Source organism: Marinomonas spartinae (genome assembly GCF_900089775.1).
GTDB lineage: Bacteria > Pseudomonadota > Gammaproteobacteria > Pseudomonadales > Marinomonadaceae > Marinomonas > Marinomonas spartinae.
In genome coordinates, this window is the sequence record NZ_FLOB01000020.1 from 19,046 (window position 1) to 44,513 (window position 25,468).

The 25,468-nt window shown below is 45.7% G+C and carries 20 protein-coding genes and 1 rRNA gene; 13 read left to right on the forward strand and 8 right to left on the reverse strand.

Features of this window, described 5'->3' with window-relative positions:
- Window positions 1-81 precede the first annotated feature (81 nt).
- From MSP8886_RS20815 to MSP8886_RS20835, 5 genes are all read left to right on the forward strand, one after another.
- The gene (locus tag MSP8886_RS20815) at window positions 82-666 is read left to right on the forward strand and encodes a mechanosensitive ion channel family protein (RefSeq protein WP_175365333.1); all 585 of its coding nucleotides are present in this window, start codon (window positions 82-84) and stop codon (window positions 664-666) included.
- A 160-nt stretch (window positions 667-826) separates the two neighbouring features.
- Window positions 827-1,102, forward strand: a complete 276-nt coding sequence (locus MSP8886_RS20820; protein ID WP_067020700.1) for a hypothetical protein — start codon at window positions 827-829, stop codon at window positions 1,100-1,102.
- 168 nt (window positions 1,103-1,270) lie between these two features.
- Window positions 1,271-2,107: an ion transporter gene (locus tag MSP8886_RS20825; protein ID WP_067020703.1), complete on the forward strand. Its 837-nt coding sequence runs from the start codon at window positions 1,271-1,273 to the stop codon at window positions 2,105-2,107.
- Window positions 2,108-2,154: 47 nt separating this feature from the next.
- Window positions 2,155-2,781 (forward strand): RraA family protein, encoded by a 627-nt coding sequence (locus tag MSP8886_RS20830; protein WP_067020706.1) that lies wholly within the window; start codon window positions 2,155-2,157, stop codon window positions 2,779-2,781.
- A gap of 270 nt (window positions 2,782-3,051) precedes the next feature.
- Window positions 3,052-3,906, forward strand: a complete 855-nt coding sequence (locus MSP8886_RS20835) for an alpha/beta hydrolase (protein WP_067020709.1) — start codon at window positions 3,052-3,054, stop codon at window positions 3,904-3,906.
- Window positions 3,907-4,048: 142 nt separating this feature from the next.
- On the opposite strand, the gene MSP8886_RS20840 is transcribed toward MSP8886_RS20835, so the two are convergent.
- From MSP8886_RS20840 to MSP8886_RS20850, 4 genes are all read right to left on the reverse strand, one after another.
- Entirely contained in the window at window positions 4,049-4,945 is an 897-nt protein-coding gene (locus tag MSP8886_RS20840; protein WP_067020711.1) for an EamA family transporter, read from the reverse strand.
- A gap of 181 nt (window positions 4,946-5,126) precedes the next feature.
- Complete coding sequence (locus MSP8886_RS22730; RefSeq protein ID WP_267905994.1) at window positions 5,127-5,261, reverse strand: hypothetical protein; 135 nt, start codon at window positions 5,259-5,261, stop codon at window positions 5,127-5,129.
- A 1-nt stretch (window position 5,262) separates the two neighbouring features.
- The gene (cydB, locus tag MSP8886_RS20845) at window positions 5,263-6,261 is read right to left on the reverse strand and encodes a cytochrome d ubiquinol oxidase subunit II (protein WP_245659166.1); all 999 of its coding nucleotides are present in this window, start codon (window positions 6,259-6,261) and stop codon (window positions 5,263-5,265) included.
- Window positions 6,258-7,679 (reverse strand): cytochrome ubiquinol oxidase subunit I, encoded by a 1,422-nt coding sequence (locus tag MSP8886_RS20850; protein WP_067020717.1) that lies wholly within the window; start codon window positions 7,677-7,679, stop codon window positions 6,258-6,260. The genes cydB and MSP8886_RS20850 overlap by 4 nt, the downstream gene beginning before the upstream one ends.
- Before the next feature lie 372 nt (window positions 7,680-8,051).
- On the opposite strand from MSP8886_RS20850, the gene MSP8886_RS20855 reads away from it, so the two are divergent.
- Window positions 8,052-9,980, forward strand: a complete 1,929-nt coding sequence (locus tag MSP8886_RS20855) for a sensor histidine kinase (RefSeq protein ID WP_067020721.1) — start codon at window positions 8,052-8,054, stop codon at window positions 9,978-9,980.
- Window positions 9,967-11,346, forward strand: a complete 1,380-nt coding sequence (locus MSP8886_RS20860) for a sigma-54-dependent transcriptional regulator (RefSeq protein WP_067020732.1) — start codon at window positions 9,967-9,969, stop codon at window positions 11,344-11,346. Before MSP8886_RS20855 ends, MSP8886_RS20860 begins: the two co-directional genes overlap by 14 nt.
- 10 nt (window positions 11,347-11,356) lie before the next feature.
- Here the strand turns inward: MSP8886_RS20860 and MSP8886_RS20865 are convergent, their stop codons facing one another.
- Window positions 11,357-12,259 carry a LysR family transcriptional regulator gene (locus MSP8886_RS20865; RefSeq protein WP_067020734.1) on the reverse strand — a complete coding sequence of 301 codons (903 nt, stop codon included), beginning with the start codon at window positions 12,257-12,259 and terminating at the stop codon, window positions 11,357-11,359.
- Between the two features lie 107 nt (window positions 12,260-12,366).
- Between MSP8886_RS20865 and MSP8886_RS20870 the strand changes: the two genes are divergently transcribed.
- Complete coding sequence (locus MSP8886_RS20870; protein WP_067020737.1) at window positions 12,367-13,767, forward strand: M20 family metallopeptidase; 1,401 nt, start codon at window positions 12,367-12,369, stop codon at window positions 13,765-13,767.
- Window positions 13,768-13,852: 85 nt separating this feature from the next.
- Here MSP8886_RS20870 and MSP8886_RS20875 read toward each other — a convergent pair whose 3' ends face one another.
- Window positions 13,853-15,148, reverse strand: coding sequence for an MFS transporter (locus MSP8886_RS20875; RefSeq protein ID WP_083201077.1), 1,296 nt, complete (start codon window positions 15,146-15,148; stop codon window positions 13,853-13,855).
- Between the two features lie 433 nt (window positions 15,149-15,581).
- Here MSP8886_RS20875 and MSP8886_RS20880 point away from each other — a divergent pair, with 433 nt between their 5' ends.
- Window positions 15,582-17,510 carry a methyl-accepting chemotaxis protein gene (locus MSP8886_RS20880; protein ID WP_067020739.1) on the forward strand — a complete coding sequence of 643 codons (1,929 nt, stop codon included), beginning with the start codon at window positions 15,582-15,584 and terminating at the stop codon, window positions 17,508-17,510.
- Here the strand turns inward: MSP8886_RS20880 and xseA are convergent.
- Window positions 17,507-18,868 carry an exodeoxyribonuclease VII large subunit gene (gene xseA / locus MSP8886_RS20885; protein ID WP_067020742.1) on the reverse strand — a complete coding sequence of 454 codons (1,362 nt, stop codon included), beginning with the start codon at window positions 18,866-18,868 and terminating at the stop codon, window positions 17,507-17,509. The two genes, MSP8886_RS20880 and xseA, sit on opposite strands and share 4 nt — an antisense overlap.
- A 93-nt stretch (window positions 18,869-18,961) precedes the next feature.
- On the opposite strand from xseA, the gene guaB reads away from it, so the two are divergent.
- Window positions 18,962-20,428 (forward strand): IMP dehydrogenase, encoded by a 1,467-nt coding sequence (gene guaB, locus MSP8886_RS20890; protein ID WP_067020745.1) that lies wholly within the window; start codon window positions 18,962-18,964, stop codon window positions 20,426-20,428.
- A 126-nt stretch (window positions 20,429-20,554) separates the two neighbouring features.
- Entirely contained in the window at window positions 20,555-22,132 is a 1,578-nt protein-coding gene (gene guaA, locus MSP8886_RS20895) for a glutamine-hydrolyzing GMP synthase (RefSeq protein ID WP_067020748.1), read from the forward strand.
- Window positions 22,133-22,531: 399 nt separating this feature from the next.
- Here guaA and MSP8886_RS20900 read toward each other — a convergent pair whose 3' ends face one another.
- Window positions 22,532-23,665: an MFS transporter gene (locus tag MSP8886_RS20900; RefSeq protein ID WP_083201078.1), complete on the reverse strand. Its 1,134-nt coding sequence runs from the start codon at window positions 23,663-23,665 to the stop codon at window positions 22,532-22,534.
- Window positions 23,666-24,182: 517 nt separating this feature from the next.
- Here MSP8886_RS20900 and sfsA point away from each other — a divergent pair.
- Window positions 24,183-24,905: a DNA/RNA nuclease SfsA gene (sfsA, locus tag MSP8886_RS20905; protein WP_067020767.1), complete on the forward strand. Its 723-nt coding sequence runs from the start codon at window positions 24,183-24,185 to the stop codon at window positions 24,903-24,905.
- 441 nt (window positions 24,906-25,346) lie between these two features.
- A 16S ribosomal RNA gene (locus MSP8886_RS20910) occupies window positions 25,347-25,468 on the forward strand; the annotation flags it as partial.

The following is a 25,468-nucleotide window of genomic DNA, read 5'->3' on the forward strand; positions in this document are numbered from 1 at the left end:
TCATGCCATGATATGCGAGAATCTCTGGGAGACGGTTCTTGCCTATTTTATTATGCTTTGGTTTAAAAGGTATTTAGAGTGATGAAGATCATGGTGCAAATCGGTTTGGTTGTTCTGCTGATAATTGGTTATATTGTAATCAATCGTATTATGAAGAGCAGTGTGGAATTGCTGGGTCATAAAAATGGTACGAGTGAAGTTCGCTTGCGTTATGTGACCAAGATGATGCAGCTTAGTTTAACCGCCTTATTTATTATGTTGGCTTGCATTGTGATGGGGGTTGGATACGGTCAGCTGGCGGTATTTTTTTCCTCTGTGTTTGCTGTGGTTGGTGTGGCATTGTTTGCCCAGTGGTCGATCCTAAGTAATATCACCGCAAGTTTGATTATCTTTTTTGCATTCCCATATCGTGTTGGTGATTGGATTCGTGTGGCCGAAAAAGATGAAGAAGTACTTGGCCAAATTATTGATATTTCGAGCTTTCATGTCATTATTCGTCGTTTTTCTGGTGATATTGTGACCTACCCAAACAGCTTAATTTTACAAAAACCTGTGGTACGTTTTGATAATGAAGCCGCCGCCCGAGCGATGAAAGAAAGCATGGGCGAGGGTGGGAAAAACGTTTCCCCAACAGTGGCTGATAAGTCCCTTCCCAAAACCCTTTAAACGATTGTTTTAATGATCTTCAAGCCGTCGTACGGTGCTTCATTACAGGCTGACAATATCAGCACATTAGCCATTTGAGTAAAAAATAGCCAAATTTTTAATTTTTGGTGTGTTTTATGGCATAATAAAACGCTCTCGTACCTCATGCGGAGAGTTTTATATGCAATCTGACCCAAAAGATTTATTACAGCAAAACGATAAGCTGGTTCATTCGGACGCTCTGAAAGTCAAATCCCATGTGCAAAGACCGCAAGAAGATTGGGTTCTCCATACTTTGATGATTGAAGGCTACGACGTACCATTCCGCTTTAAACGACAAGGGAAATACCGTACATTGCGCGGATCCCGTGTCAACCTTACCTACTACCCAACTCAAGAGGTGGTAGCTGGTGTTTCCATGGAAATTATGAAAGTCGTTCGAGTAAAGCGTACTTGATAGAGGCGCTATTAGGTATTTTTCTTAGTTTGCGTGTATAAAATTTGTAAAATAGTTAGCTTTACACTATTAGACATAATATTGATTTTCTTCTTCTTAAGATGAACTTACACTGGCCTTGCCTGTCTTTAAGACAGGTATTCTTTGGTCTAGTAGGTAGAGCATTCAATGGAAATCAGTCGTACTCATTCCTGGTTTGACGCGATAAAACGCGTCGAACGAAGTGTTGTTTTTCAAGGTTTTATCATCAGTATCATTATTGTTGCTGCGTTGACGGTGGGTGCCAAAACCTACCCGTTGCCCTATGGCATTGATAAAGCCATCAACTATCTTGATACCTTTATTACCGTCTTTTTCCTCTTGGAAATTAGTTTGCGCTTTTTGGCCAGCGAATCTAAGGTGCGTTTTTTCAAAGAACCTTGGAATATTTTTGATATGGTGATTGTGGCTGGTAGTTTGGTGCCGATATCCGATACGGACATGGTGTTGGTCGCACGGTTGCTTAGGGTCTTTCGGGTATTACGTTTAGTCTCCATCATTCCTGATCTGCGTTTTCTTATTAACGCTCTGTTTAAAGCCATTCCGAAGATGGGCTACATTGCATTGCTGATGTTTATTATTTTTTATATATTCGGTGCTGTGGGGTCGATCTTTTTTCAAGGAGTGAATGATAAGCTTTGGGGGAACATTGCGATCTCCATGCTGACCTTATTTCGTATTGCCACGTTCGAAGACTGGACGGATGTCATGTACGAGACAATGGAAGTTTATCCACTGAGCTGGATTTTCTATATTGTCTTTATCTTTCTGACCGCGTTTGTGTTTTTAAACATGATGGTGGGTGTGGTTTTGGATGTCATGACACGAGAAACCGCCGCACAGGATCAGGAAAATCAAGAAAATAACCACCAAGCCCTGGTGGAACAGATCTCTCAACTGCAAGCCCAAGTATCACGCCTAGCCGATAAGCTAGACGCGCAACAAGGGGACGACAAGCACAAATAACGAAAGGCCTCTAACCATTTCGAATAATGACTAAGGTGACGTATAAAATGATAGATGATCTCTCTAAGTTAATGGCATTCTCTACCTGTAGCTACGCTGATTTTCTTGCGGACGACGCGTTTATGGACTTTGGCATAAAATCGCTATGGTCTGGGGCGCCACGATTAGTCGGCAGAGCTTTCACTGTGAAATGTGAGCCTGGTGATAACCTGATGGTGCATGCCGCTATTTATCAAGCGCCGCCTGGATCGGTACTGGTGGTTGACGCTGGTGACAGTCGCTTTGCGGTTGCTGGTGGTAATGTCTGTGCGACAGCAGCTGAGCGCGGTATTAGCGGTTTTATTATCGATGGTGTGATTCGCGATGTGGCAGAGATTCGTGAGATGGGGTTCCCTGTCTATGCACGGGGTAACGTTCCAAAGCCGGGTAAAAAAGCCAAGTTAGGGGAACTGGAAACGTCTATCCAGTGCGGTGGCATCACCGTCAATAATGGCGACATCATCGTTGCTGATGAAGAGGGGGTTGTCGTTATTAAAGCTGATGAGGTGGACGCGATATTAGCGAAAGTTGAGGCCAAAGCGGCGAAAGAAAGTGAGCAATCTTTAGCCGACTGGCAACAAGCCCACCAACAGAAGATAGCGTCGCTTATCTCCGCTTGCAAAGCACAGAGTTAGAGTAAAGAAAGATCGTTTTATAGTTGGTTGGCTCGACGACGAGCCAACCAATGCCCACCCAATGTGTTCATCAGTAAACCAAATCGCACGAGGATAAGATCAACCTCATTGCATGAGGCGGGTGGTTCAGTCTAATAAAAGTGTCTCTCTGCGGACTTGCATTGTTATTAGTTACCTTTATACCTTCACTTTCTTTGGCTCTGATTCCGTATTTTTTAGGTGATAATGTTGAACTGAGTTTATGTCCTAGTTTGATAGTCGGAGTGACAAATGTTGTATCAAAAGTTTAACAGTCAGCATGAAATAGATGAGCAATATAACCCTATGTTAGGTAAGGATGCCGCTTCTATTTTAGCCAGTGTTGCGAAAAAAAGTGATGACACATGTGATGTATTGGGAGCACCGGAAACGCTAGCATTTGGTCCTACTTTAGATGAGCACCTAGAGGTATTTAAAGCTGCAGAGTCAAAAGCTCGTTTGCATATTTTTATCCATGGAGGGTACTGGAGAGCCTGTAGCAGTAAAGAGTTTGCCTTGGTGGCTCGTCAGCTGGTGCCGGCGGGAGTTACGACACTGATCGTTAATTATTCCCTTTGTCCTAAAGTGAGCATGTCCGAGATTGTTCGCCAGGTGAGATCCGCAGTGGCTTGGGCATGGCATAACGCTGACCGACTGGATATTGATCGAAATCGCATTTCGATCTCTGGGCATTCGGCTGGTGGACATTTGGTCGGAATGCTGTTGGCGACAGATTGGGAAGGTGACTATGGCTTACCAAGGGATGTAATTAAAGGGGCGCTTGCGGTCAGCGGGTTATTTGATTTAAGGCCTTTTCCGCACTCATGGTTGCAGCCTGTGTTGCAATTGTCTGAACATGACATACAGGATTTAAGTCCTATTCATCTAGAAGCGAATTATCCTATTCCAGTAAAAATCAGAGTGGGGGCGTTGGAGCCTGAAGAGTTTCATCGTCAATCTAAGGTTTATGCTAGTCATTTATCGAGTAAGGGGTTTGACGTTGAGTATGCAAGTGTACCTAATGTAGATCACTATAGTGTGCTCGATCACTACTATAAAGCCGATGGGATGTTACTAAAGGATATACTTGAGATGTCCTCTATTTAGACCTTAGCTTGGATGGTTCGGTAGCTTAATCGCCTAGTGACTCAGATTGCCGATTGGCAGGCTTACGTTGCACGCCTTAAGAATAAAATCGACGTGCAACAAGCTATAAGGGATGAATTTCTCTTTCGTTTCAAAAGGACGTCTAAGCGGTATGCTGACTGATTTTCTTTAGCCAGCGCCCACCGAATGTGTTCATCAGTAAACCAAATAGTACGAGGGTGATGCCAATCCATTGCATGGGGCTGATGGTTTCGCCTAATAAAATCGCCGATGACGTTAAGCCAACAATTGGCACGCCTAAGCTTAGTGGTGCGATGGTGGCTGCCGAATAACGGGACATCAAATAACTCCATAAGCCATAACCGCCCACTGTGGCGAAGATAGACAAATAGGCTAAGGTTGCTGCAGTCGACCAGTTAATATTCAGTAAGCTGTGTGTGATCACCTCTGGACCGTCGATAAACCAAGAACAGAGAAAGAAGGGGATGGGCGGAATCCAGCAGCTCCAAATAACCAAGTTAACGTTGGCGTGATAGCCTTTTTGACCGATGATCTTGGTGCTGATATTACCCAATGCCCAAGAGCTGGCGGCAGCTATAGTTAAACCAAAACCGATGGCCGTCATTTCATGATGACTGTTCGATAGGGCGATAAAAGCCAAACCACCCGCAGAGATAGCAATGGCGAGTAGCTGATAGGGACGAACGGATTCTTTTAAGAAAAGCACGGCAAAGAGTAGGGTGAAAATGGCCTGAGATTGTAAAACCAAAGAGGCGAGACCCGCTGGCATCCCAAGTTCCATCCCGGTAAACAATAGAGCAAATTGTCCGAAACTGATCGGTAAAGCGTACCAAAACCACCATTTTAGTGGTGTCTTGGGGCGTTTGAAGAAGAAAGAACCGACCACAGCGACAATCAAAAAACGCAACCCGCCCAGTAACATGGGAGGCAGGCCATCTAGCCCCCAAGCGATGACGACGAAATTTAAGCCCCATGCAACGATAATTGCCAGTGCCAACAGCATATCTTTACGGGTCATGCGGTAAATCCCTTTAGCAGGTATGAGAAATAGAGGGGGATTCTACGATGTTTCCACTAACTTGCCTATGCACAGATTGGCGAATAATGTGACAGACAGATTAAGGCTTCATCATAAAAAAGGCTACCACTGGCAGCCTTTGCGGTTGAAAACGAACGATGTATTACGTCGTTCGAAATCTTTAAATAAACAATAATATGGCCAGATTCATCACTTGAGATAGTATGGCGACGCCGATAAATCCACCTAAATACAGCAGGCAAAACCACTGCCAAGGCTTTAGCTTATCGGTTTTGGCTTTTAATGCTTTTAACATATTAATAACCCTCCCGATAATCTTCTACTTTGCCTGAAAAGATGCGGTATCCCCACAGGGTGTAGAGGCAAATAATCGGAATAAAAATACACACCCCAGGCAAGACAAACTCTAAGGTTGTTTTAGGTGAGACGGCTTGCCACAAGGTCAGTTGTTGCGGAATCATGTACGGAAAAATACTGATAACTAAGCCTGCTAAACCAAGCAAGAAGAGCAAGATGCCACACCAGAAAGGGCGGGACTCATGGCGATGACTGTGAAGGTCTTTCCATGAGATCACCCCAGCAACAAGGCAGAGCAAAGGCAAAGGTGCAAGATAAACAAAGTTCATGCCCGAGAACCAGCGCTGATAAATATAAGGCTGGGTAAGGACAGTCCAAACACTGACAACAACCATGGCAATCAGTACGGTGATCAATAGCGTTTTGGCAATGTTGGCCGCATGGGCTTGGATGTCGTGGCGACTTTTCATAAATAGGTAGCAAGCTGCTAACATGGCGTAGCCTGCCATGACCGCAAAGCCAGTGAAGAGCGTAAAGGGCGTGATCCAATGCAGACTGGAAAAGGCGCTGGAGTCTGCTGGAATACCCTGTACCACGGTGCCTAATACAAGCCCTTGGCAGAAAGCGGCAATCGCAGAACCTGCGCTAAAGGAAAGATCCCAATAGGCACGAGAACGATCGGATTTGAAGCGATATTCAAAAGCGACCCCCCGGAAGATCAAGGCAAACAACATCAACATCAAGGGGATGTACAAGGTTGACAGCAATGTGCCATACACTGCTGGAAAGACACCGTATAACAGCGCACCGCCCATCACCATCCAGGTTTCGTTGCCATCCCAGACATGTGAGATGGACTGCATTAGATGATCTCTCTCCCCTGGTTTATCGAACCAGGGGTATAAGATGCCAATGCCTAAATCAAAGCCATCTAGAGAGACATACATGAAGATAGCAAAGCCTAGAACCAAGAAATAAAATAAAGGTAAATCCATCATTTCTCTCCTTCTTGATGATGATCTTCATGTTTAAGGTTTTTTACCCAAGCAAGGGCGTAACCTGGCGCATTCATACCAATAAGTTGCTTTTCAAGCGTGGCCATTTTGGGTGGCCCTTTGCGGATGAGTTTGCGCATGAAGTACAAGTAAACAAGCCCCAATAAACTGTAGATAATAACAAAGGCGATCAAGGTAAAAAGGACACGCTGTGCGGGCAATGGCGACACCACATCGGCGGTACGAACCAGGTTATAAACCACCCAGGGTTGACGTCCTACTTCGGCAACATACCAGCCAGCAATGGTAGAAACGACCCCCATTGGCGTGAAAAACGCCACGGCACGTAAAAACCATTTGTTTTCATACAATTTGCCTTTGCGACGCAATACCAAAGCCGCTAAGGCAATCAGTACCATACCGATGCCCAAACCAACCATGATTCGGAACGACCAGAATACCAAGGGGGCGTATGGTCGGTCTTCTTTAGGGAAGGCTTTAAGACCTGTGACGGCGCCGTCAAAAGAGTGCGTTAGAATGAGACTGCCCAAATGCGGGATGCCGACTTGATAATCATTTTGTTCGGTTTTCATATTAGGGATGGCAAAGAGTAGTAACGGAACGTTGCTTTCTTTTGCTTCCCAAATCCCTTCTATGGCGGCGAGCTTGGCAGGCTGATGTTCTTTGACTTCAAGCCCTGATTGATCGCCCACAACTACTTGAACCAGTGTCAACACCAGCAACATCCACATGGTCATGGATAAGCCTTTTTTGGCGAAGTTCGTGTGTTGCTTTTTCAATAAGTAAAAAGCACTCACACCAGCAACCAATAAACAGGCGGTGATAAACGAAGCCAACAACATGTGGGTAACGCGATAAGGGAAGGATGGATTGAAAATAACATCCATCCAGCTATCTACATGAAACACGCCATTGACGATTTTATAGCCTGCTGGGGTTTGCATCCAGGAGTTGGCGGCCATGATCCAAGTAGAGGATATCCAGGTACCAATTGCCACAACAAGGGTCGAGATGAAATGTACTTTTGGTCCAACCCGTTGCCAGCCAAACAGCATGACACCTAAGAAGCCGGCTTCAAGGAAGAAGGCCGTCAGTACTTCGTATACCAAGAGTGGACCAAGCACTGGCCCCGCTATCTCAGAGAATTTGGAAAAGTTGGTACCAAACTCGTAAGACATCACGATGCCGCCAACCACGCCCATACCAAAGGTAATGGCGAAAGGCTTAATCCAAAACTTGGCAAGTTGCAAATAGCGAGGGTCGTGGGTTTTAAGCCATAACCCTTCCCAGATCGCAATCAAGGTCGCTAACCCTATGGTGATGCTGGGGAATATAATATGGAAGCTAACGGTAAAGGCGAATTGCACTCGCGATAGCATCTCAGTGTTTAGATGTTCCATATATTGACCTAATAAAGCAGTGAACAGGAGGATAAGCCCCTTAAAACCTTGGCTTATCCGTTAGGATGAGAACGGTGAATTAAGACTTTTTATTAGACAATTCTTTGATCGCAAGCGGCGCAATTGCCAAGCAAATGATGATGGTAAAAGCGATGATTTCGGTCATAAAAGAAGCATTATTCATGGCGGTTATCCTATTATTTAAAGAAGTATTGAGATAAATCAATTATTTGTTCTGCATAGAGCAAAGCCCATGCCAGTCTGTGAATTGCCTTTAACCTTATGAAATATAAGAAGAAAAATTTTATGCTTGATATGGGCGTAAACAATGTTTACGATTTTTGTTCTGTTTAGGTGTAAACGAGGTTTACAATGACATTTTCTTTGATGCTCGAAATTGCCATGCTGTTATGCAGCGTCTGCGGCCTCTTGGTCGGAGCATGGTTATTATGGCGGGCTCGAAAGCAACACGATCTGCAAGCCCTAGCCGGATTTGCCATTATGATGGCCATTTGGTGCTTTGGTCATGTCGCTATGTTGCAGGGCTATGACGTGCTGGGGGTGAGTATCATCCTCGCCAACCCCTTTATGCCGACTTTCTTTTTGCATTTTGCTATTCGTTTTGTGAACTCGGGACCAGCACAAACCCCTTGGTTAACGCGCTTGTCGCAGTCTATTCCGTGGTTTTATGTGGCGAGTGTTATCGTGGTGCTATGGAGCTGGTGGATACAAGGCGGTGCGTCGACCAAAACCTTGCAAGTGGATTCATTCTTCATTTTTACCCGCAGTGGCATTGGAAACTTGGTGTATACCGTGTTATTGGGGATATTGGCCCATGGTGTCTTGTTATATGGCTGGTATCGACATAAAGGCAATAAGCGCCGCTCGATTTTGGCCATGTTTGGCGTTGGGGCCTGGGGACTATTACTTGCGACCAGTTTTATTTTTCCCTCGTTTGGTATTGGCTGGTTTCCTTATCCCATGCTCTTGCTACCGACCTATTTGCTCTTGCTAGTCTATGCGGTGGTGCGCTATCAAATTTTAGCCGTCAACGCCTTTGCTAACCGAGCCTTGCTCTGGGTCGCGATGATGTTGGTTATTTTATGCTTCATTGCCGTCATCAGTGTGGTGTCTGGACGCCTTGGATTGCAAGCGTTAGCCAATGTACCCAGTTGGCAACTTTGGCTCTATTCCTTGGTGGTTGTGCTGCTTGCCACACTGCTTTACCAACCGCTGAGTCGTCTGATCTCCCGTTTGATTTACCCTGGTGCGGCGCTTAATGAAACCGTCTTAGAAACCTGGTCTACCCAACTCAACCAGGCTCAAGATTGGCAAGAGTTAGTGAAAATTGGCGAACACTTACTCTCACGACAGATAAGACATCGTGTGTTGATTCGTTTAAACATTCCTTCTCTTCTTGAGCTTAATGCACACACGGAAGGGGAGCTTTCTTTGGCTGTCTCTCTAGGGGAGAATGGTTGGCACTATAGCCTTGTTGGATGGGGTGATACCAGTCCAGGAATGCGCTTGAGCGCCGAGGTGTTTGGCTCTTTATTTTCGACCAGTTGTGGCTTATTGGAGCGCTCATTGGCTCTGGCCGAAGCCGAGCGAAAACGTTCAGACGAGAAGCATTTGGTGGAGCTTGGGGGCTTGTCGGCAGCCATGGCCCATGAGTTACGTAATCCCCTCAATATTATTGCCATGGCGGCTTACGATACGCCCTCCGATATTCGTCAACATATTCAGACGCAGTTAAAACGTGCAGATCGTTTGGTCAGTGATATGTTGGTGTATTCAGGCGGGCTGTCGCTGCAGCCCGTCTCTATATCACTAGGAAATTTGATCCAAGATATGCTGGCACAAACCGAACTTGGGGGAATCCAATGGGATATGGAGATTGAAGAGGGCCTAGTGTTGGAAGCTGACCTCCATCGGCTGCAACAAGTGTTTAGCAATTTAATTGATAATGCGGTGTCTTTTTTACGCAACCAAGCCGATCCGCGCTTGCTGATTACTGCGAAAACGATGAACGCGCAGTTTGTACAGATACGAGTACATAATAATGGTCCTGAGATAGATACGTCGTTACAAACGTCCTTGTTTCAGCCATTTGTGACGAAACGAGCAGGGGGAAGTGGATTGGGGCTCGCCATTGTTCGACGGGTAATTGATGCGCATCATGGTGAGATTCAACACAGAAACGATCTCGGCTGGCCGGTAACATTTGAGCTCATTCTTCCTTGTCACCAATCTAATGAACAATCAGAATCAACAACGGATGGAATCTATGGCAACCAATAAAATACTTTTAGTGGATGATGAACCGGCTTTCCGTGAATTAGCGGGTCGTTGGTTGACCAGGCAAGATTATGAGGTTCAAGGTGCGGGTACGTTGGATGAAGCCCGTGCGGTGTTGGCCTCGTTTGACGCCGATTTAGTGCTGTTGGATCTTTCCATGCCGCCACACTTTGATCCGCAACTTACTTTGGAGTCCATGGCGGATTTTGAGGGGCGCCCAGTGATTATCATTACTGGCAATGCGGATCGAGAGCTGGCTTTGAAAGCGGTGTCCCTTGGTGCATGGGATTTTATCGCTAAGCCAATTGACCCTGATATGTTAGCCGTTGTGGTACGTCGAGCCATTACGAAAACCACATTGGAACGTGAAATTAGCCAGCTTAAACAGTCTACTCAGCAGCCGACGGGAGCGGCCAGTTATTTAGGTCTCTCCCCAAACGCACAGAAAGTTCGAGCGTTGATTGAACGTATTGCGCCGACCAATGTAAGAGTCTTGGTGACAGGGCCTTCTGGTACTGGCAAAGAAGTGATCTCCCGCGCTCTGCACGATGCTAGCCTGCGAGCCAATCATGCTTTTATTTCAGTGCATTGTGGGGCGATCCCGGCTGAATTGCTAGAAAGTGAATTATTCGGCTACGTGAAAGGGGCTTTTACCGGCGCGGAGAAAGACAAGGTGGGATTATTAGCGCTGGCGGATAAGGGCACTTTGTTCTTAGATGAAATTGGTGAAATGCCGCTGCCTATGCAAGTGAAACTGTTACGAGTCTTGCAAGAAGGGACGTTCTTCCCCGTCGGTGGTCGTGAACAAAAACACATTGATGTGCGAGTGATCTCGGCAACCAATGCGGATTTGGTCGAAAAAGTTCGTGATGGCTCCTTTCGAGAGGATTTGTATTATCGAATTAAGGGCGTGAATATCGAAACACAGGCATTGGCGGAACGGCTGGAAGATGTGCCCATCCTGTTACAAGCTTTTTTACAACGCTTACAGTCCCAGCAGTCAAAGGTATTGCAACTCACAGCCGAGGCGATGCAGTGGTTTCGTCGTCAACAATGGCCCGGCAATGTACGAGAGCTAAAAAACACATTAGACAGCGTGGTATCCATTTGTCCACAAGGTCGCATTACCTTAGAGGATATTCAACTGCTTTATCCTGATGCGTCTGCACAGCAAAGCATGGAGCAATTAGCGACCGCCAATAGTTTATTGCCGGATGACAAAACGTTAGAAGAGCAGGTTCGTGAACTGGAAATTCGTTTAATACGTCAAGCGCTAGACGCGAGTGATGACAATCGTAGTCAGGCCGCTCGTCAGTTAGGACTATCACGGCAAGGGTTGCTGAAAAAAATTGAACGCTATGGCTTGTAGTGTATTTATATCACTGTGTTTGCTGTGTTAGTAGATCACTTAAATAGGTTAAAAAGTAGCGCACAATGATAGAGTGTTTGCGGCGTGACATTACTTGCACCTGTAAGCTCCTCTGCATTAGTGAGGGAGCATGTATAGGGCGAATAACAAGGTTATCTTGTTTGGCCCGACGAGCTACAGTGAGCTCGCCACATAAGGCAATGGCGTCGCTACTTTCTGATACAAAGGTATAAATTGTTCCTACTGTGCTACTGGTCAGAACAGGGGCAATGTGGATGCCTTCAATCTGGCAGGCGATATCTAGTAAGTAGCTTAAGGTCGTGCCGGGCTCTGAAGACGCCAAAGGATATTCGGTTAAATCTGTGATATTGAGAAAGGCTTTTTCAGCCAAAGGATGATTGTTAGATAATAATGCCACCACGGGGGAAGGGCATTGTAATGTGATTTCTACCCCCTGTTCTGGTTGTAAACTGAAGGTTAGGGCTGCATCTACTTTCCCCTCTTTGACCAGTTGCGTGGCTTTACTGGATCCGACGACTTGGAGCGAAAAACGAGCGCTTGGGTAGGCATGGCGAAACTGGGCAACCGCATGGGGTAAAAAGTCCCACGCCATGCCTTCAGGGCATGCCAGCGCAATGGACTGCTGTTGGATATTATTAATGCCTTTCATTTCTGCCAAGACGTTTTTAAATTCCAAGGCATTACGAAGCGAGTAAGTATAGAGAATGTCGCCTGCTGTGGTGAGTGACATGCCTCTGGCTTTGCGTTCAAAAAGCGGCAGTTGTAGCCTTTCTTCTAATTGGGTTATTTGGCGACTAATGGCCGAAACGGCCACATGCAGTTCTTCTGATGCGGCAGACAGAGAGCCCGCTTTAGCGACAGCGTGGAAGTACTTGAGTGATATATCGTGCATCAGCTTTCTACTTTATCGAAGCCTCGGTTATATAATTAATAATTGTTGTAAAGCTTCTCCCATCTTAAGCTAAATGTCGTATTTAAAGCGATATTTTGGGAGAAAAAATGAGTGATGTTTCCAGTCAAGGTCGACAATTGGCATTGCAACTCGCTGCGCAGACGCTAGAAGAGGGACTTTTTATCGACACGTTAACGCGTCGTGTTCGTTTTCCTACTGAAAGCCAAAATCCTGATGCCAGTAGTCACTTGCATCGCTACCTTATTGAAGAGATTCAACCCACTTTAGAAGCGTTGGGCTTTGACTGTGAGATTTATCCGAATCCTATCGAATCTTGCCCGCCTTTATTGATTGCCAAACGTATCGAAGACGATGCGTTACCGACCCTGTTAACTTACGGGCACGGAGACGTCACGAATGGGCAGGCGGAATTGTGGCAAGCAGGTACACATCCGTGGACATTGTCGCAGATTGGTGAGCAAATCTTTGGTCGTGGCACGGCCGACAATAAAGGCCAGCACACTATTAATCTTATGGCGCTAGCGTCTGTTCTTGAGGCGCGCCAAGGTAAACTGGGTTACAACATCAAAGTGCTGTTCGAAATGAGCGAAGAAATTGGCTCAAAAGGGTTGGAGCATTTTTGTCGGGAGCACAAAGACGCACTGCAAGCCGATGTGTTTTTGGCGTCCGATGGCCCCCGTCTTAATGCCCACACCCCCACGATATTTTTAGGTTCCCGTGGTGTTTGTCAGTTTCGGTTGCGTTGTGAAACGGGCAACGGTGATCGCCATTCTGGAAACTGGGGTGGTGTTATTACCAACCCTGCCATACGTTTACAGCATGCGTTAGCCAGCTTAACAACCGCTGATGGTCGCGTCACCGCTACCTGTTTACGGGCGCCTTTGCCTAATGGTGTTGCCGCAGAGATGATGCGTGAATTAACCATTGGTGGTAGCGCGAGTGACCCCGTCTTGAATGATCAATGGGGGGAGGTTCAATTGAGCGACGGCGAGCGCTTATTTGGTTGTAATACGCTTGAAGTGATCGCGTTGGGGGCGGGTGATATTAACAAGCCTATTGGTGTTATCCCGAATGTCGCCGAAGCCGTGTGTCATTTACGTATTGTCCCCGGAACTGATTGGCAAAACTTGGTGGCCAATTTGACGGCTTTTCTTGAAGAGCAGGGCTTAGGGGATGTGAAAGTCCTTTATGACGGCGGCTACAATGCAACACGGTTGGACCCCGCACACCCTTGGGTCGGATTTGTAAAAACATCGATGGAGACATCGTTGGGGCAAACGGTCACTGTATTACCCAACTTAGGTGGCACGATTCCGAATCACTGCTTTGCCGATGTATTAGCATTGCCGACGGTTTGGATGCCTCATTCTTATCCTTCCTGTAAGCAACATGCGCCAGACGAACATCTTCTGGAGAGTATTGTAAAACAAGGGCTGTTATCAGCCGCTGGGGTATTTTGGGATCTTGGTGAGCACTGGCCTAGTTAGAGATAACAAATATCAATATCTGCACCATCCTAAAATAGGCGACCTCACTATGACGTCGCCTATTTTGTGGCGTCTTATGATGGGCTTAGCGTATTGTAAAGTACTTACGGATTGCTATAAGCGACATCAAGCTAATAAAACTGGTGAAGAGCAAGTAATAACTGGGGGCTAGCTCATCTCCAGTTGCACTGATCGTCCAGACCAATAGAAAGGGCGTAAAGCTGCCAAATATCGTGGTGCTGATGTTATAGCTAAGCGACATACCCGTCGCGCGAACGCGAGTAGGGAAAAGCTCTGACATCAAGGCAGGCAAGCCGCCAAAATACAGGGACTTTAAAATACTCAGCCAAAATAAAACACTTGCGAGCATAATCAATGTTGGGTGATGGGACAGTAAGAAAAACACAGGAAAAACACTAATAAAAAAGAGTAAGCCTGCGGCCATCATTAAGCGAGTACGGCCAATACGGTCTGATAAAATCCCCACAAAGGGGGTGAGTACCATAAGTACGGTATAACTGATTAGCGTGCCACCATAGCCAATAGAATTGCTTAGACCAAGGTATTTTGTCGCATAAGTCGGCATGAAAATGATGGAGTAAGTCACGGATGTAGACAGAACCATGGCTCCAATGTTGAGTAAGATGCCAAGCTTGTTGGAGGCAAACAGTTCGACGAGAGGGATTTTCTCTTCTTTGCTTTGTGAAAACTCTCCAGCCTCTTCAATATGTCGGCGAATATACAAGCCAATTGGGCCGATTAAAAGGCCAAAGATAAAAGGAACACGCCACCCCCAGCCTTCAAGTTGATCTGTGGTCAATGTGGTGGTTAATAGCAACCCAAATCCCGCACCTAACAACCCACTCAACCCTTGGCTCGCAAACATAAAACTCGAAATAAAACCTTTGCGTTCAGGATAATGCTCTACCAGCATCGCCGTTGCGCTGCCAAACTCACCGCCAGCGGAAAAACCTTGTAGTAAACGAGCGACCAATATACCGATTGGTGCAAGCAGGCCAATGGTTTGATACGTCGGCATCACCGCGATCAAAAATGTGCCTGCCATCATCAACCAAATGGTGAGTAGCATTGCGGATTTACGACCAACTTTATCGGCATAATTACCAATGACAATGGCACCAAGAGGGCGAATTAAATACGACATGGCAAAGGCAAACAGGGCCAACATCAATGATAGGGTGGCATTGTCTGTGGGGAAGAAGAGCTTAGAAATGGTACGTGCAAAAAAAGCATAAGCGATAAGATCAAACCATTCCAACGCATTGCCAATGGAAGAGGCAACAACCAACTTGACGAGTTTCTTATCAGAGATTGCTCTATTCGAGAGAGGGGTATCAACGTCCACATGCGTATTCATCATGGATATGGCTCCGCAGTATTTTTATAATCAATTTAGCTAAGCTTTGAATAGTAGGGAGTCATCAAGGTTTGCACAATTATTCATTTATTAAGATATCTTTGCTTTTTTTAGAAATGAGTTATGGCTATATTTGGGGCGTTTTGCAGCAGAGGGGGTGGCTGAAGTCTTCGAGTATGACAGTGGTCACTCTTTGTTCCGTTCCACGTCAATGATTTGTTTATTTAAGATGGTGAGCTGTTCTATTTTATAGGACGCTAGATTTTATCTTAATTTCTTTAAGTTAGGTGACGAATCATCATTTCTTTGCTATTACCATATAGAGCTGAGTAAGTGATTGTATCAAATCGTTAAAACAAGCCTTTCCGATTGCGTTTCATTAATGGTTGATCACTTGGGTCAATAGGTTTAGGGATATAGGTATTAAGGATAGTGTATGAGTTGGCAGGTTCTTTCTATTCGAAGTCGAATGTTTATTGCGTTATCTGTATTGCTGGTCGCCATTGGGGCCTTGTTATTAGGGCTTTGGGCCAGTTCCACAATGGAGTCAGATCTTAAACAACTGAAAGAAGAGTTGTTACCCAATCGTCTGCACAGTCTCTCTTCTCGTGTAAGCGAACAAATTTCCCCGTTGATTAATGCCTCTAAGTTAATGACCAATGACCGTTTTATAGCCGATTGGGTAAAAAAAGGAGCAAATGAATCAAGATTACCTTTAGTGGCGGATGAGCTGAGCAGTATTAAGCGGCTATCCGGCAGTGATTCCACGTTTTATGTGGTCAATATGAAAAATGGCTTGGAATTCTTAGGTTATGATAAAAAGTTTTTCCGCACGCCTCTAGCTGATTACCCTTACAAAGAATTCTATCCTAATTTTTTAGCAAAAAATAAAGACTACGAGCTCAATCTGCAGTATGCCGATCAAAAGTTATACATCAATTATCGCAGTAGTGAGATGGATCCCACAACAGGCAAACCACTGGTAGTGGCAGGGTTGGCCATTAAAGTCGATAAGTTGATTGACATGGTCAAACAACTGACCATTGGGAAAAGCGGCCGGGCGATGTTGGTGACGGATCAAGGTGTTATCCAGGCCAAAGGAGAGTCTCCAGCGATCGATATGATCAAACCAGCCGATATTGCTTCCCTGTTACAGGATAAAAACCAAGTTCAAATAGTTGAGAAAAGCATTTCGGGAAAAGATTACTATCTGGGGGCGTTGTGGGTGCCCATGCTGGATCGCTTTATTGTTATTGGGGTGCCTTCTGAGCAAATATTATCACCTATCTATCAACAGCTTATTACGGCGTTGTTGCTGGTTATTGGGCTCATTGCTGTTTCCCTAGTGGCGTTATACTTTATGGTAGGGTCTTTGACCAAGCCGATTGTACTGATTAGCAAAGAAATTAACGCGGTGTCGGAAAGCTTGAACCTTAATCATAAAGTGCTCACCAAAGACCAAGCAGAAGTAGGCGACTTAGCCAATGCTGTTAACTCTTTGCTTAACACACTTAAGAGCTCGTTGACGACGGTAAACCATGCCGTTGAGACGACGGATGATTCGGTTGAGGGGTTAAATAAACAGGTGGATGAATTGTCCTTGGCCTCTGAAGAGGAGCAGAAGTCCGTTGAGCAAATCTACACAGCGACGCAAAATATTACGGAACAAAGTACTCAAGTATCAGAGTTAGCAGCCAAAGCGGGTGAGTTATCTCATCAGGGAAATGAAGAGCTAAAACAAGCCAATAGCGAAGTAGAGCACAGTCTTGAATATTTACAGACACTCAAAACGGATATGACTGAAAGCAAAAGCAGCTTGAATGAGCTGAATGTGCATATCGAGAAAATTTTGTCGGTCTTAGATGTTATTACCTCGATCTCTGAGCAGACGAATTTATTGGCGTTGAATGCCGCTATAGAAGCGGCGCGTGCTGGTGAGCATGGCCGTGGCTTTGCGGTTGTTTCCGATGAAGTGCGTTTGTTGTCCCAGCGTACCAGTCAGTCCACTACAGAAATTCAAGAGATTATTACGCAATTACGCAGTGCTTCTTCCCTTGTGACGAATCAGATTGATACCGCCTGCGAGCGCAGCGAGGAAACCCTTTCCAGCCAACAAAAAGTTTATGAAAAGGTGTCGTCGCTGGATCACTGTTTGCAACAGTTGTTTAATATGAATGAACAAGTGCTAGAACGAGCGGACAATCAAAGTGTGGCGGTGCAAGACATTAATAATCACTTGTCTATGCTAGCCGAGCAGAGCCAGCATACGACAGCGTTATTCAACCAGAGCCGAATCGCAACGGAATCCATTGGGAATGAAATGACACAATTAAAAGCCAAAGTGAGTTTGTTTAAAGGCATTTAAAGGGCTTTTCTGTTTCTTCTTTTAGAACTAACGCTCGCAGTGATGGTGCCGTCTTCTACTCGGATGGCAATTTTATCATCTTTGCTAACATCTGCCACGGAGCGTATGACTTGCTTGTCTTTGCTGGCGATGGCGTAACCGCGAGATAAGGTGTTTAGCGGGCTGACAAGGTTGAGCTTTTCTACAAGACGCCCAAAGGCGGTTTGTTTGCTGGTCAATGTGCTTTGTAAGGCGCGAGCAAGGCGTGTATCCATATTTTGGAGCGTCTGTTTATTTTGCTCAATACGACGTGCAGGGCTGTTTTTTGCCAGGCGGTGAGTCAAATTGTCTGAACGTGTCTGCTGGTCCTGAATCTGACGCTGCATGCTTTGTTGTAGTCGACGCTTTAGTTGATCGAGCTGGTTTTGTTGTTGGTCAATGCGCTCTTTGGGGTGTCGAATACGTCTAGTCAGAAAGTCGAGCTGTTGCTGGTTTTGCTCTAGAATACGTGACATACGCCGTGTTAGTTGGCTTTTTTGTTGCTCTATTTGACGGATCAGTTGCGTGCGGTCTGGGCTTAATAGCTCAGCGGCGGCAGTGGGCGTTGCGGCACGCATGTCAGCGACAAAGTCGGCGATGGTAAAGTCGACTTCATGGCCCACCGCTGAAACAATCGGTGTATTGGCGGCAAAAATCGCCCGGGCCAATGTTTCATCATTAAAGCTCCATAGGTCCTCTAACGAGCCACCACCACGACCCAGAATAATGGCATCGAAGTAACCACTTTCGTCAGCGCGTCGAAGTTGCTTAAGCACATTGCGTGCTGCGTCTTGTCCTTGCACCAAAGAGGGTAGAACCGTGAGTTCGGTTAAGGGAAAACGGCGACGAAACGTGGTCACCATATCGCGCACAGCTGCTCCAACAGGGGAGGTGATGATCGCCACACGTTCAGGTTTCGTCGGTAGTGGCTTTTTGTGTTTGGGGTCAAATAAGCCTTCTATTTGTAGCGTATTCTTTAAACGCTCAAAGGCCTGTTGTAAGGCGCCTTCGCCGGCGGATTCCATGCTCTCTACAGAGAGTTGGCAGTCACCTCGTGGGCCATAAAAAGTGACTCGCGCACGCAGTCGTACCATGTCGCCATCTTTGGGTTGGAAACGTACCGCATTATTTTTGCCTTTGAACATAGCGCAGCGGATCTGAGCTCGGTCGTCTTTTAATGAAAAATACCAGTGTCCGGAACTCGGCTTGGCTAGATTGGAGATTTCACCTTCTACTAAAATCCATGGCAAGCTGGCCTCAAGCAGCTGCTGTATCTGGCGGTTGAGTTGTGAGACGGTAAAAGCGGTCTCTTGTGTCGGGCTGGTTGTAAATTTTTTCATCAATCTCTCGTTGTTTTGATTTACCGAGTGCGACTATTGGAGTAGAATTACTTGCCATCTTAACACCCTAGTTGGCATTGGAAACTCCCCATTATGTTACGAATCGTGCAAGAAGCTTTAACGTTTGACGACGTACTGCTTGTCCCCGGCTATTCCGAAGTTCTTCCTAAGGATGTTAGCCTCAAAACGAAAATCACAAAAGACATTGAGCTGAATATTCCGCTGACGTCTTCTGCGATGGATACCGTCACTGAACACCGCATGGCAATTGCTTTGGCACAAGAAGGTGGCATTGGTATTGTCCACAAAAACTTGACCATTGAAGAGCAAGCTCGTGAAGTGCGCCGTGTGAAAAAATACGAGAGCGGCATTGTTCGAGACTTGGTGACGATTCACCCTGAAGCCACTGTCCATGAATTAATGGAACTGACTGCGGCAAACAGCATTTCAAGTGTTCCTGTTGTTCAAGGCACCGATTTAGTGGGTATTGTGACCAGCCGTGATGTGCGCTTTGTGAAAGATTACGACAAGACCGTCGCTGACATCATGACACCAAAAGAGCGTCTTGTGACAGCTCTAGAAGGCGCATCAGCAGGCTCTATTCGCAAGTTACTTCATGAAAACCGCATTGAAAAAGTGCTTATAGTGAATGAAGAGTTTGAACTGCGTGGCATGGTTACTGTTACCGATTTCAATAAAGCCACGACGTTCCCGAATGCTTGTAAAGATGATCAAGGCCGTTTACGAGTCGGCGCAGCCGTCGGAACGGGGGCGGACACACCGGATCGCGTCAAAGCCTTAGCGGATGCAGGCGTTGATATCATTGTTGTGGATACGGCTCATGGTCACTCAAAAGGCGTGATTGATCGCGTTCGTTGGGTAAAAGAGAGTTTCCCACACATTCAAGTTATCGGCGGTAACATTGCCACAGCAGAAGCGGCGATTGCCTTAGCGGACGCGGGTGCGGATGGCGTAAAAGTGGGTATTGGCCCTGGTTCTATCTGTACCACTCGTATTGTCGCTGGTGTGGGGGTTCCTCAAATCAGTGCGGTAGCGAATGTGGCAGAAGTGATGAATCCACGCGGTATTCCTGTAATCGCCGATGGCGGTATTCGCTTCTCTGGTGATATCTCAAAAGCCATTGCCGCTGGCGCCAGTGTGATCATGGTGGGCGGCTTGCTTGCTGGTACAGATGAAGCCCCTGGTGAAGTGGTTCTGTTCCAAGGCCGTTCTTTTAAAGCTTATCGTGGTATGGGCTCTTTAGGCGCCATGTCACAAACTCAAGGCTCTAGTGACCGTTATTTCCAAGACTCCAGTAGTGTGGAAAAATTGGTGCCAGAAGGTATTGAAGGTCGTGTACCATCAAAAGGCCCAATGGCTGCGGTAATCCATCAATTGATGGGTGGGGTTCGTTCTTCAATGGGCTACACTGGTTCTGCTGATATTGAGACCATGCGTACTAAAACGCAGTTCTCAAAAATCACCGGAGCGGGTATGCGTGAGAGTCACGTACATGATGTGACTATCACCAAAGAAGCGCCGAACTATCACCTCGGCTAGACCTGCTAAATTGATACCGAGATGGGGCGTATAAGACGCCCCTTCTTTATTTATTGCTCTTAATTATTAATCGCTCTTACTTGCATAAGCTGATCTTGGCTGGTGAGGGGAAAGGACAGGCTAACAATGTCGCAAGATATCCACGCTCATAAAATTCTTATTATTGATTTCGGTTCGCAGTACACACAACTGATCGCGCGTCGTGTGCGTGAAATTGGCGTTTACTGTGAAGTTCGTGCTTTTGATATGGAAGATCAAGAAGTTATCGACTTTGCTCCTAAAGGCATTATCCTCGCGGGTGGGCCTGAATCCGTTCCTGAGCCTGGTTCACCACGTGCTCCAGAAGCCGTTTTCACAATGGGTGTGCCTGTTTTCGGTATTTGTTACGGCATGCAAACCATGGCAGAGCAATTGGGTGGTAAAGTTCAAGGCTCTGAGATTCGTGAATTTGGCTACGCGCAAATTCGTAAACATGAAGGCCCCTCGCTATTCGAAGACATTGATGATCATATCGCGAATAATGGTCTTGCCATGCTTGATGTGTGGATGAGTCACGGTGATAAAGTCATTGAAATGCCGAGCGATTTCACCTTGATGGCTTCCACCGAAAGCTGCCCTATTGCTGCGATGGCGAACGAAGCGAAGAAATTTTATGGTGTACAATTTCACCCAGAAGTAACCCATACGTTACAGGGTGGTCGTATTTTGTCACGCTTTGTTGTGGATATTTGTGGTTGTGACACTCTATGGACACCTGCCAACATCGCTCAAGATGCGATTGAACGCATGCAAGAGCAAGTAGGTGATCGTAAAGTATTGCTTGCCTTATCGGGTGGTGTGGACTCGTCTGTTGTTGCCGCTTTGTTGCACAAGGCCATTGGTGATCAACTGACCTGTGTGTTTGTGGATAATGGTCTTCTTCGTTTAAACGAAGGCGATCAGGTGATGAAAATGTTTGCCGACAACATGGGGGTAAAAGTCATCCGTGTTGATGCCGAAGATCTGTTCCTTGGTAAATTAGCGGATGAAGCGGATCCCGAGAAAAAACGTAAGATCATTGGTAATACCTTCATTGAAATCTTTGACACCGAAGCGGCGAAATTGACCGATGTCGACTTCCTAGCGCAAGGCACCATCTACCCAGATGTGATTGAGTCTGCAGCTTCTAAAACCGGTGGCGCGCACGTGATCAAATCGCACCACAATGTGGGCGGCCTACCAGAAGACATGAAGTTCCAATTGGTTGAGCCACTGCGTGAATTGTTCAAAGACGAAGTGCGTAAATTGGGTCTAGAGCTCGGCCTTCCTTACGACATGGTTTACCGCCACCCATTCCCAGGGCCAGGTCTTGGGGTACGTATCTTGGGTGAAGTGAAAAAAGAATATGCCGACATTCTGCGTCGTGCTGATGCCATCTTTATTGAAGAACTGCGTAAATCCGGTTGGTACGAAAAAACCAGCCAAGCCTTCGCCGTTTTCCTACCAGTGAAATCCGTTGGTGTAGTAGGTGATGGCCGTCGTTACGAATACGTTGTCGCGCTGCGTGCCGTTGAAACCATCGACTTTATGACCGCGCGCTGGGCACACCTTCCATATGAATTATTGGAAAAAGTCTCTGGTCGTATCATCAACGAAATCGAACACATCTCCCGTGTGACATACGATGTATCCTCTAAACCACCTGCAACCATTGAGTGGGAATAATTCAGCGTTAGGCAACACCTTGCACTGAACAGCAATAAACACTCTCAAGCCCGCTATCTAGCGGGCTTTTTGTTGTCTAACGACTCTTATTTGGCATGCTCTAGATCCGAAAATCGAAGCACCCGACATTCTATTCTAGGAGCGTTTAAGCGTTACGCGGTTGCCATATTTAAACGTGGGACTGGTTTGTCGTTGATTGGAAGATGAATCAATGCGGAGATAAACGCTAGCGCAACCGTAGTTCACCAAATAGGGGCGTATGAGCTGTAAAATCGTAGACGATACAATTGGCCCATGCACCCAAAAAGCTGCCTAATTGGTGAGAGAAAAACACTAAACCGTATAGGGGCATCGTACCTAACCTGCAAAAGCCGATAGTAGCTCCGTTACAGTTGATCCTTACGGCTCCTTCACTTCCGTCGTATATTGTGTTTTTCCTTGAATGAGGACAATGGAGATAAGCGCATAGAGTGCCAATAAAAAGGCGAAAGACATGGCCGTTGAAAAGGTCAGACTTGTGACCAGATAGCCTCCTAATCCTCCAGCGCACATTTGCAAGCATGTTATATAGCCTAGTAGTTTTCCATGGCCTGTATGAATACCTGATAAGCTCATTGCCATAGCATTGGCAATCGTAATCGGAAAGGAAAAACAATACATAGCAAAACCTAAAAGTGACAGCCAATAAAAACCATGATTAAAAAATATGATCATGGCACTGATGGCTTGCAATAAAACCCCCAAGGTAAGTAGCTTTTTCGAAGACCAATGATTGGAGCGGTTTCCAGAGAAAATGCCTCCCAATATGATAAATACAGCATTAAAAGCAAAGGCAATCAGAAAGAAAAGCTTACTGAGCCCCATGGCGTCAATAACAAAAGGATATGCTGAGACATAAGTAAAAAGTCCACCTAAGCTTAATATGGAAATAATACCGTATCGAATATAATCCTTATTGAAAGAAGCTCTTTGTCTCATTGTCGCGTGACTTTTAGGAATAATGCTAAGGTTTCTCAACAACCAAAATAGAAATGCTATTCCTATAACAAAAAGGACTAAAAACGTGGCTCGCCAGCTTCCCGTTAACTCATATAAAAAAGTACCAATGGCTGGGGCCGTAGCAGGAATGGCATTCATGATAGACTGCTGATAGCCAAGGTATTTTTGCTTTTCATTGCCTTGAAAGCTTCGATCAATAAAGAGTATGGATGACAAGGATAAACCGCCCGCAAAGATGCCTTGGCCAAAACGAGAGATGAGCAAAGAAAGATAGTCGGTAAATAAGAAAATAGCGCCAGAGGTTGAGATATAGCCGATCAAGGAAAATACAATCAAGAACGACAATCCCTTTTTATCATTAACCAGACCAAATAGAATTTGCCCTACGCCTAGTCCAAAGAGAAAAACAGATAGCGTAAGCGAAGCACTTGCATGAAACTCACCTTCGATGACGCTCATAAGGCCAAGGTACATATCGATTGCTAACGGGCTAAAAAGTGACAGTAAAGCAGCAAGGTAAAACGCTTTTTTCATAAGATAAAATTTTATTAGAGAGTAAGTGGATAATTTTATTTATTTGTACAAATCAGCATGAGCTATTGTGTCGTAAAGAGTGGGATACCAATGATATTTAGAGGATGGGGCCCATGTTGCTGTTCCTTTGTAGTGGTATCTATATCCTTTATCGTTTAGTGATTGACGGATAAGTACCGAAAACAACCACAGTCGCTCGTCATAATAAAGGGAGAATAAGAAAATGCTATGTTTTTTACCCACAGAGCTGCCACGCAATTCCTAGATGGTATCCATCTCACGAGTGAACAGAGCCTAATTCAATTCGCGCTGGCGTAGGGGCTGTTTGCATTTCGTCTGTCTCGAGCGATGGCGGTAGAAACCATCGACTTTATAAATTCGCTGAGCGTACCTTCCGCACGAGTGACTTAGTGGGAATAATCTTCCCGTGTTAATGGTTTAATAAAGCGGCTCTCTTTATAGTAAAGAGGGCCGTTTTGGTTTGTATTGAATAGTGAAAAAGTGCTGGAGCATTGTTGTGAAATTTCCAACGCCCTTAATAGAGGGGAAATTGATTAAGCGTTATAAGCGTTTTTTGTCTGACATTGAGTTGCCAAGTGGCGAGGTCGTGGTGGCCCATTGTCCAAATACGGGGTCAATGAAACGCTGCCAACAAGAGCATGCTCGCGTTTGGCTTTCGAAAAGTGATAACCCTAAGCGCAAGTTGGCTTATACCTGGGAGCTAGTAGAAGTTGATAATCAATATTTGGCTTGTATCAATACTGGCTATCCAAATAAGCTGGTGGGCGAAGCCATTGCTAATGGTGTAGTGAAAGAACTTGCTGGTTACGCTGAGCAAAAAGCGGAAGTGAAATATGGCGGAAACAGCCGAATCGATTGGTTACTCACGGGTGAGGACGGCCGTAAGTGCTATGTAGAAGTGAAGAATGTCACGTTATTAGAAGAAGATGGAAGGGGCTACTTTCCAGATGCGGTAACAGATCGGGGACGTAAGCATCTATACGAACTGGCACAGATGGTTGAAGAGGGACATCGTGCAGTAATGTTTTTCTGTGTGAGTCATACTGGAATCGATTCTGTGACACCCGCTGCACATATTGATAAGAAGTATGCACAAGCTTTTATCGAAGTGGTTGCAAAGGGCGTAGAGGTCATTGCCTATCAAGTTGAGGTAAGCCTGCAGTCGATGAAAATCGAGCGCCAACTTCCAGTGGTAATGCCTGAACGACTTGATGCATGAGATTGGCTTAGTTTTGAGCTAGATTTTTGCTTTTTTGTTGGCTTATTGAACGATTTTAGACTTTATAAAATAAAATCATCGGAAACCTAAAAAAGTACTTGCGCTCAAAATTCTAGGATGTATTATACGCACCCACTGACACGGACGGCAACGCAAACAACGCTTTGCCACTTGGCTGAAACAACAAGCTAAGCAAGCCGAACGATAACACGTCAGACGCTCTTTAAAATAGATAATCAGATAATTTGTGTGGGCGCTCGCTGAGACCTTCAGAAGATCGACAGGGTTTTGCTTAGTTTACTGAGTAGGGCACTGAGCGATCAAAAAAATTGAAGTCTTACGAGAGTCAAACACGTCAATTCGCTTTATGTTGATTTGTGATCTTAGATGATGAATCGATTAAGTTATTGTTAGTGTAAGAATTTGAGTGAGCAAGCTTTTAAACTGAAGAGTTTGATCATGGCTCAGATTGAACGCTGGCGGCAGGCTTAACACATGCAAGTCGAGCGGTAACAGGGGAGCTTGCTCCTGCTGACGAGCGGCGGACGGGTGAGTAACGCGTA

Excerpts from the sequence above, each read along its gene's own strand:
- MSP8886_RS20860 (WP_067020732.1), top strand. The coding sequence starts at position 9,967 with ATGGCAACCAATAAAATACTTTTAGTGGATGATGAACCGGCTTTCCGT.
- MSP8886_RS20830 (WP_067020706.1), top strand. The coding sequence starts at position 2,155 with ATGATAGATGATCTCTCTAAGTTAATGGCATTCTCTACCTGTAGCTAC.
- MSP8886_RS20870 (WP_067020737.1), top strand. The coding sequence starts at position 12,367 with ATGAGTGATGTTTCCAGTCAAGGTCGACAATTGGCATTGCAACTCGCT.
- MSP8886_RS22730 (WP_267905994.1), bottom strand. The coding sequence starts at position 5,261 with ATGTTAAAAGCATTAAAAGCCAAAACCGATAAGCTAAAGCCTTGGCAG.
- cydB (WP_245659166.1), bottom strand. The coding sequence starts at position 6,261 with ATGATGGATTTACCTTTATTTTATTTCTTGGTTCTAGGCTTTGCTATC.
- MSP8886_RS20820 (WP_067020700.1), top strand. The coding sequence starts at position 827 with ATGCAATCTGACCCAAAAGATTTATTACAGCAAAACGATAAGCTGGTT.
- MSP8886_RS20875 (WP_083201077.1), bottom strand. The coding sequence starts at position 15,148 with ATGATGAATACGCATGTGGACGTTGATACCCCTCTCTCGAATAGAGCA.
- MSP8886_RS20880 (WP_067020739.1), top strand. The coding sequence starts at position 15,582 with ATGAGTTGGCAGGTTCTTTCTATTCGAAGTCGAATGTTTATTGCGTTA.
- MSP8886_RS20815 (WP_175365333.1), top strand. The coding sequence starts at position 82 with ATGAAGATCATGGTGCAAATCGGTTTGGTTGTTCTGCTGATAATTGGT.
- MSP8886_RS20825 (WP_067020703.1), top strand. The coding sequence starts at position 1,271 with ATGGAAATCAGTCGTACTCATTCCTGGTTTGACGCGATAAAACGCGTC.
- guaB (WP_067020745.1), top strand. The coding sequence starts at position 18,962 with ATGTTACGAATCGTGCAAGAAGCTTTAACGTTTGACGACGTACTGCTT.
- MSP8886_RS20865 (WP_067020734.1), bottom strand. The coding sequence starts at position 12,259 with ATGCACGATATATCACTCAAGTACTTCCACGCTGTCGCTAAAGCGGGC.
- guaA (WP_067020748.1), top strand. The coding sequence starts at position 20,555 with ATGTCGCAAGATATCCACGCTCATAAAATTCTTATTATTGATTTCGGT.
- MSP8886_RS20900 (WP_083201078.1), bottom strand. The coding sequence starts at position 23,665 with ATGAAAAAAGCGTTTTACCTTGCTGCTTTACTGTCACTTTTTAGCCCG.
- xseA (WP_067020742.1), bottom strand. The coding sequence starts at position 18,868 with ATGAAAAAATTTACAACCAGCCCGACACAAGAGACCGCTTTTACCGTC.
- MSP8886_RS20850 (WP_067020717.1), bottom strand. The coding sequence starts at position 7,679 with ATGGAACATCTAAACACTGAGATGCTATCGCGAGTGCAATTCGCCTTT.
- MSP8886_RS20840 (WP_067020711.1), bottom strand. The coding sequence starts at position 4,945 with ATGACCCGTAAAGATATGCTGTTGGCACTGGCAATTATCGTTGCATGG.
- MSP8886_RS20835 (WP_067020709.1), top strand. The coding sequence starts at position 3,052 with ATGTTGTATCAAAAGTTTAACAGTCAGCATGAAATAGATGAGCAATAT.
- MSP8886_RS20855 (WP_067020721.1), top strand. The coding sequence starts at position 8,052 with ATGACATTTTCTTTGATGCTCGAAATTGCCATGCTGTTATGCAGCGTC.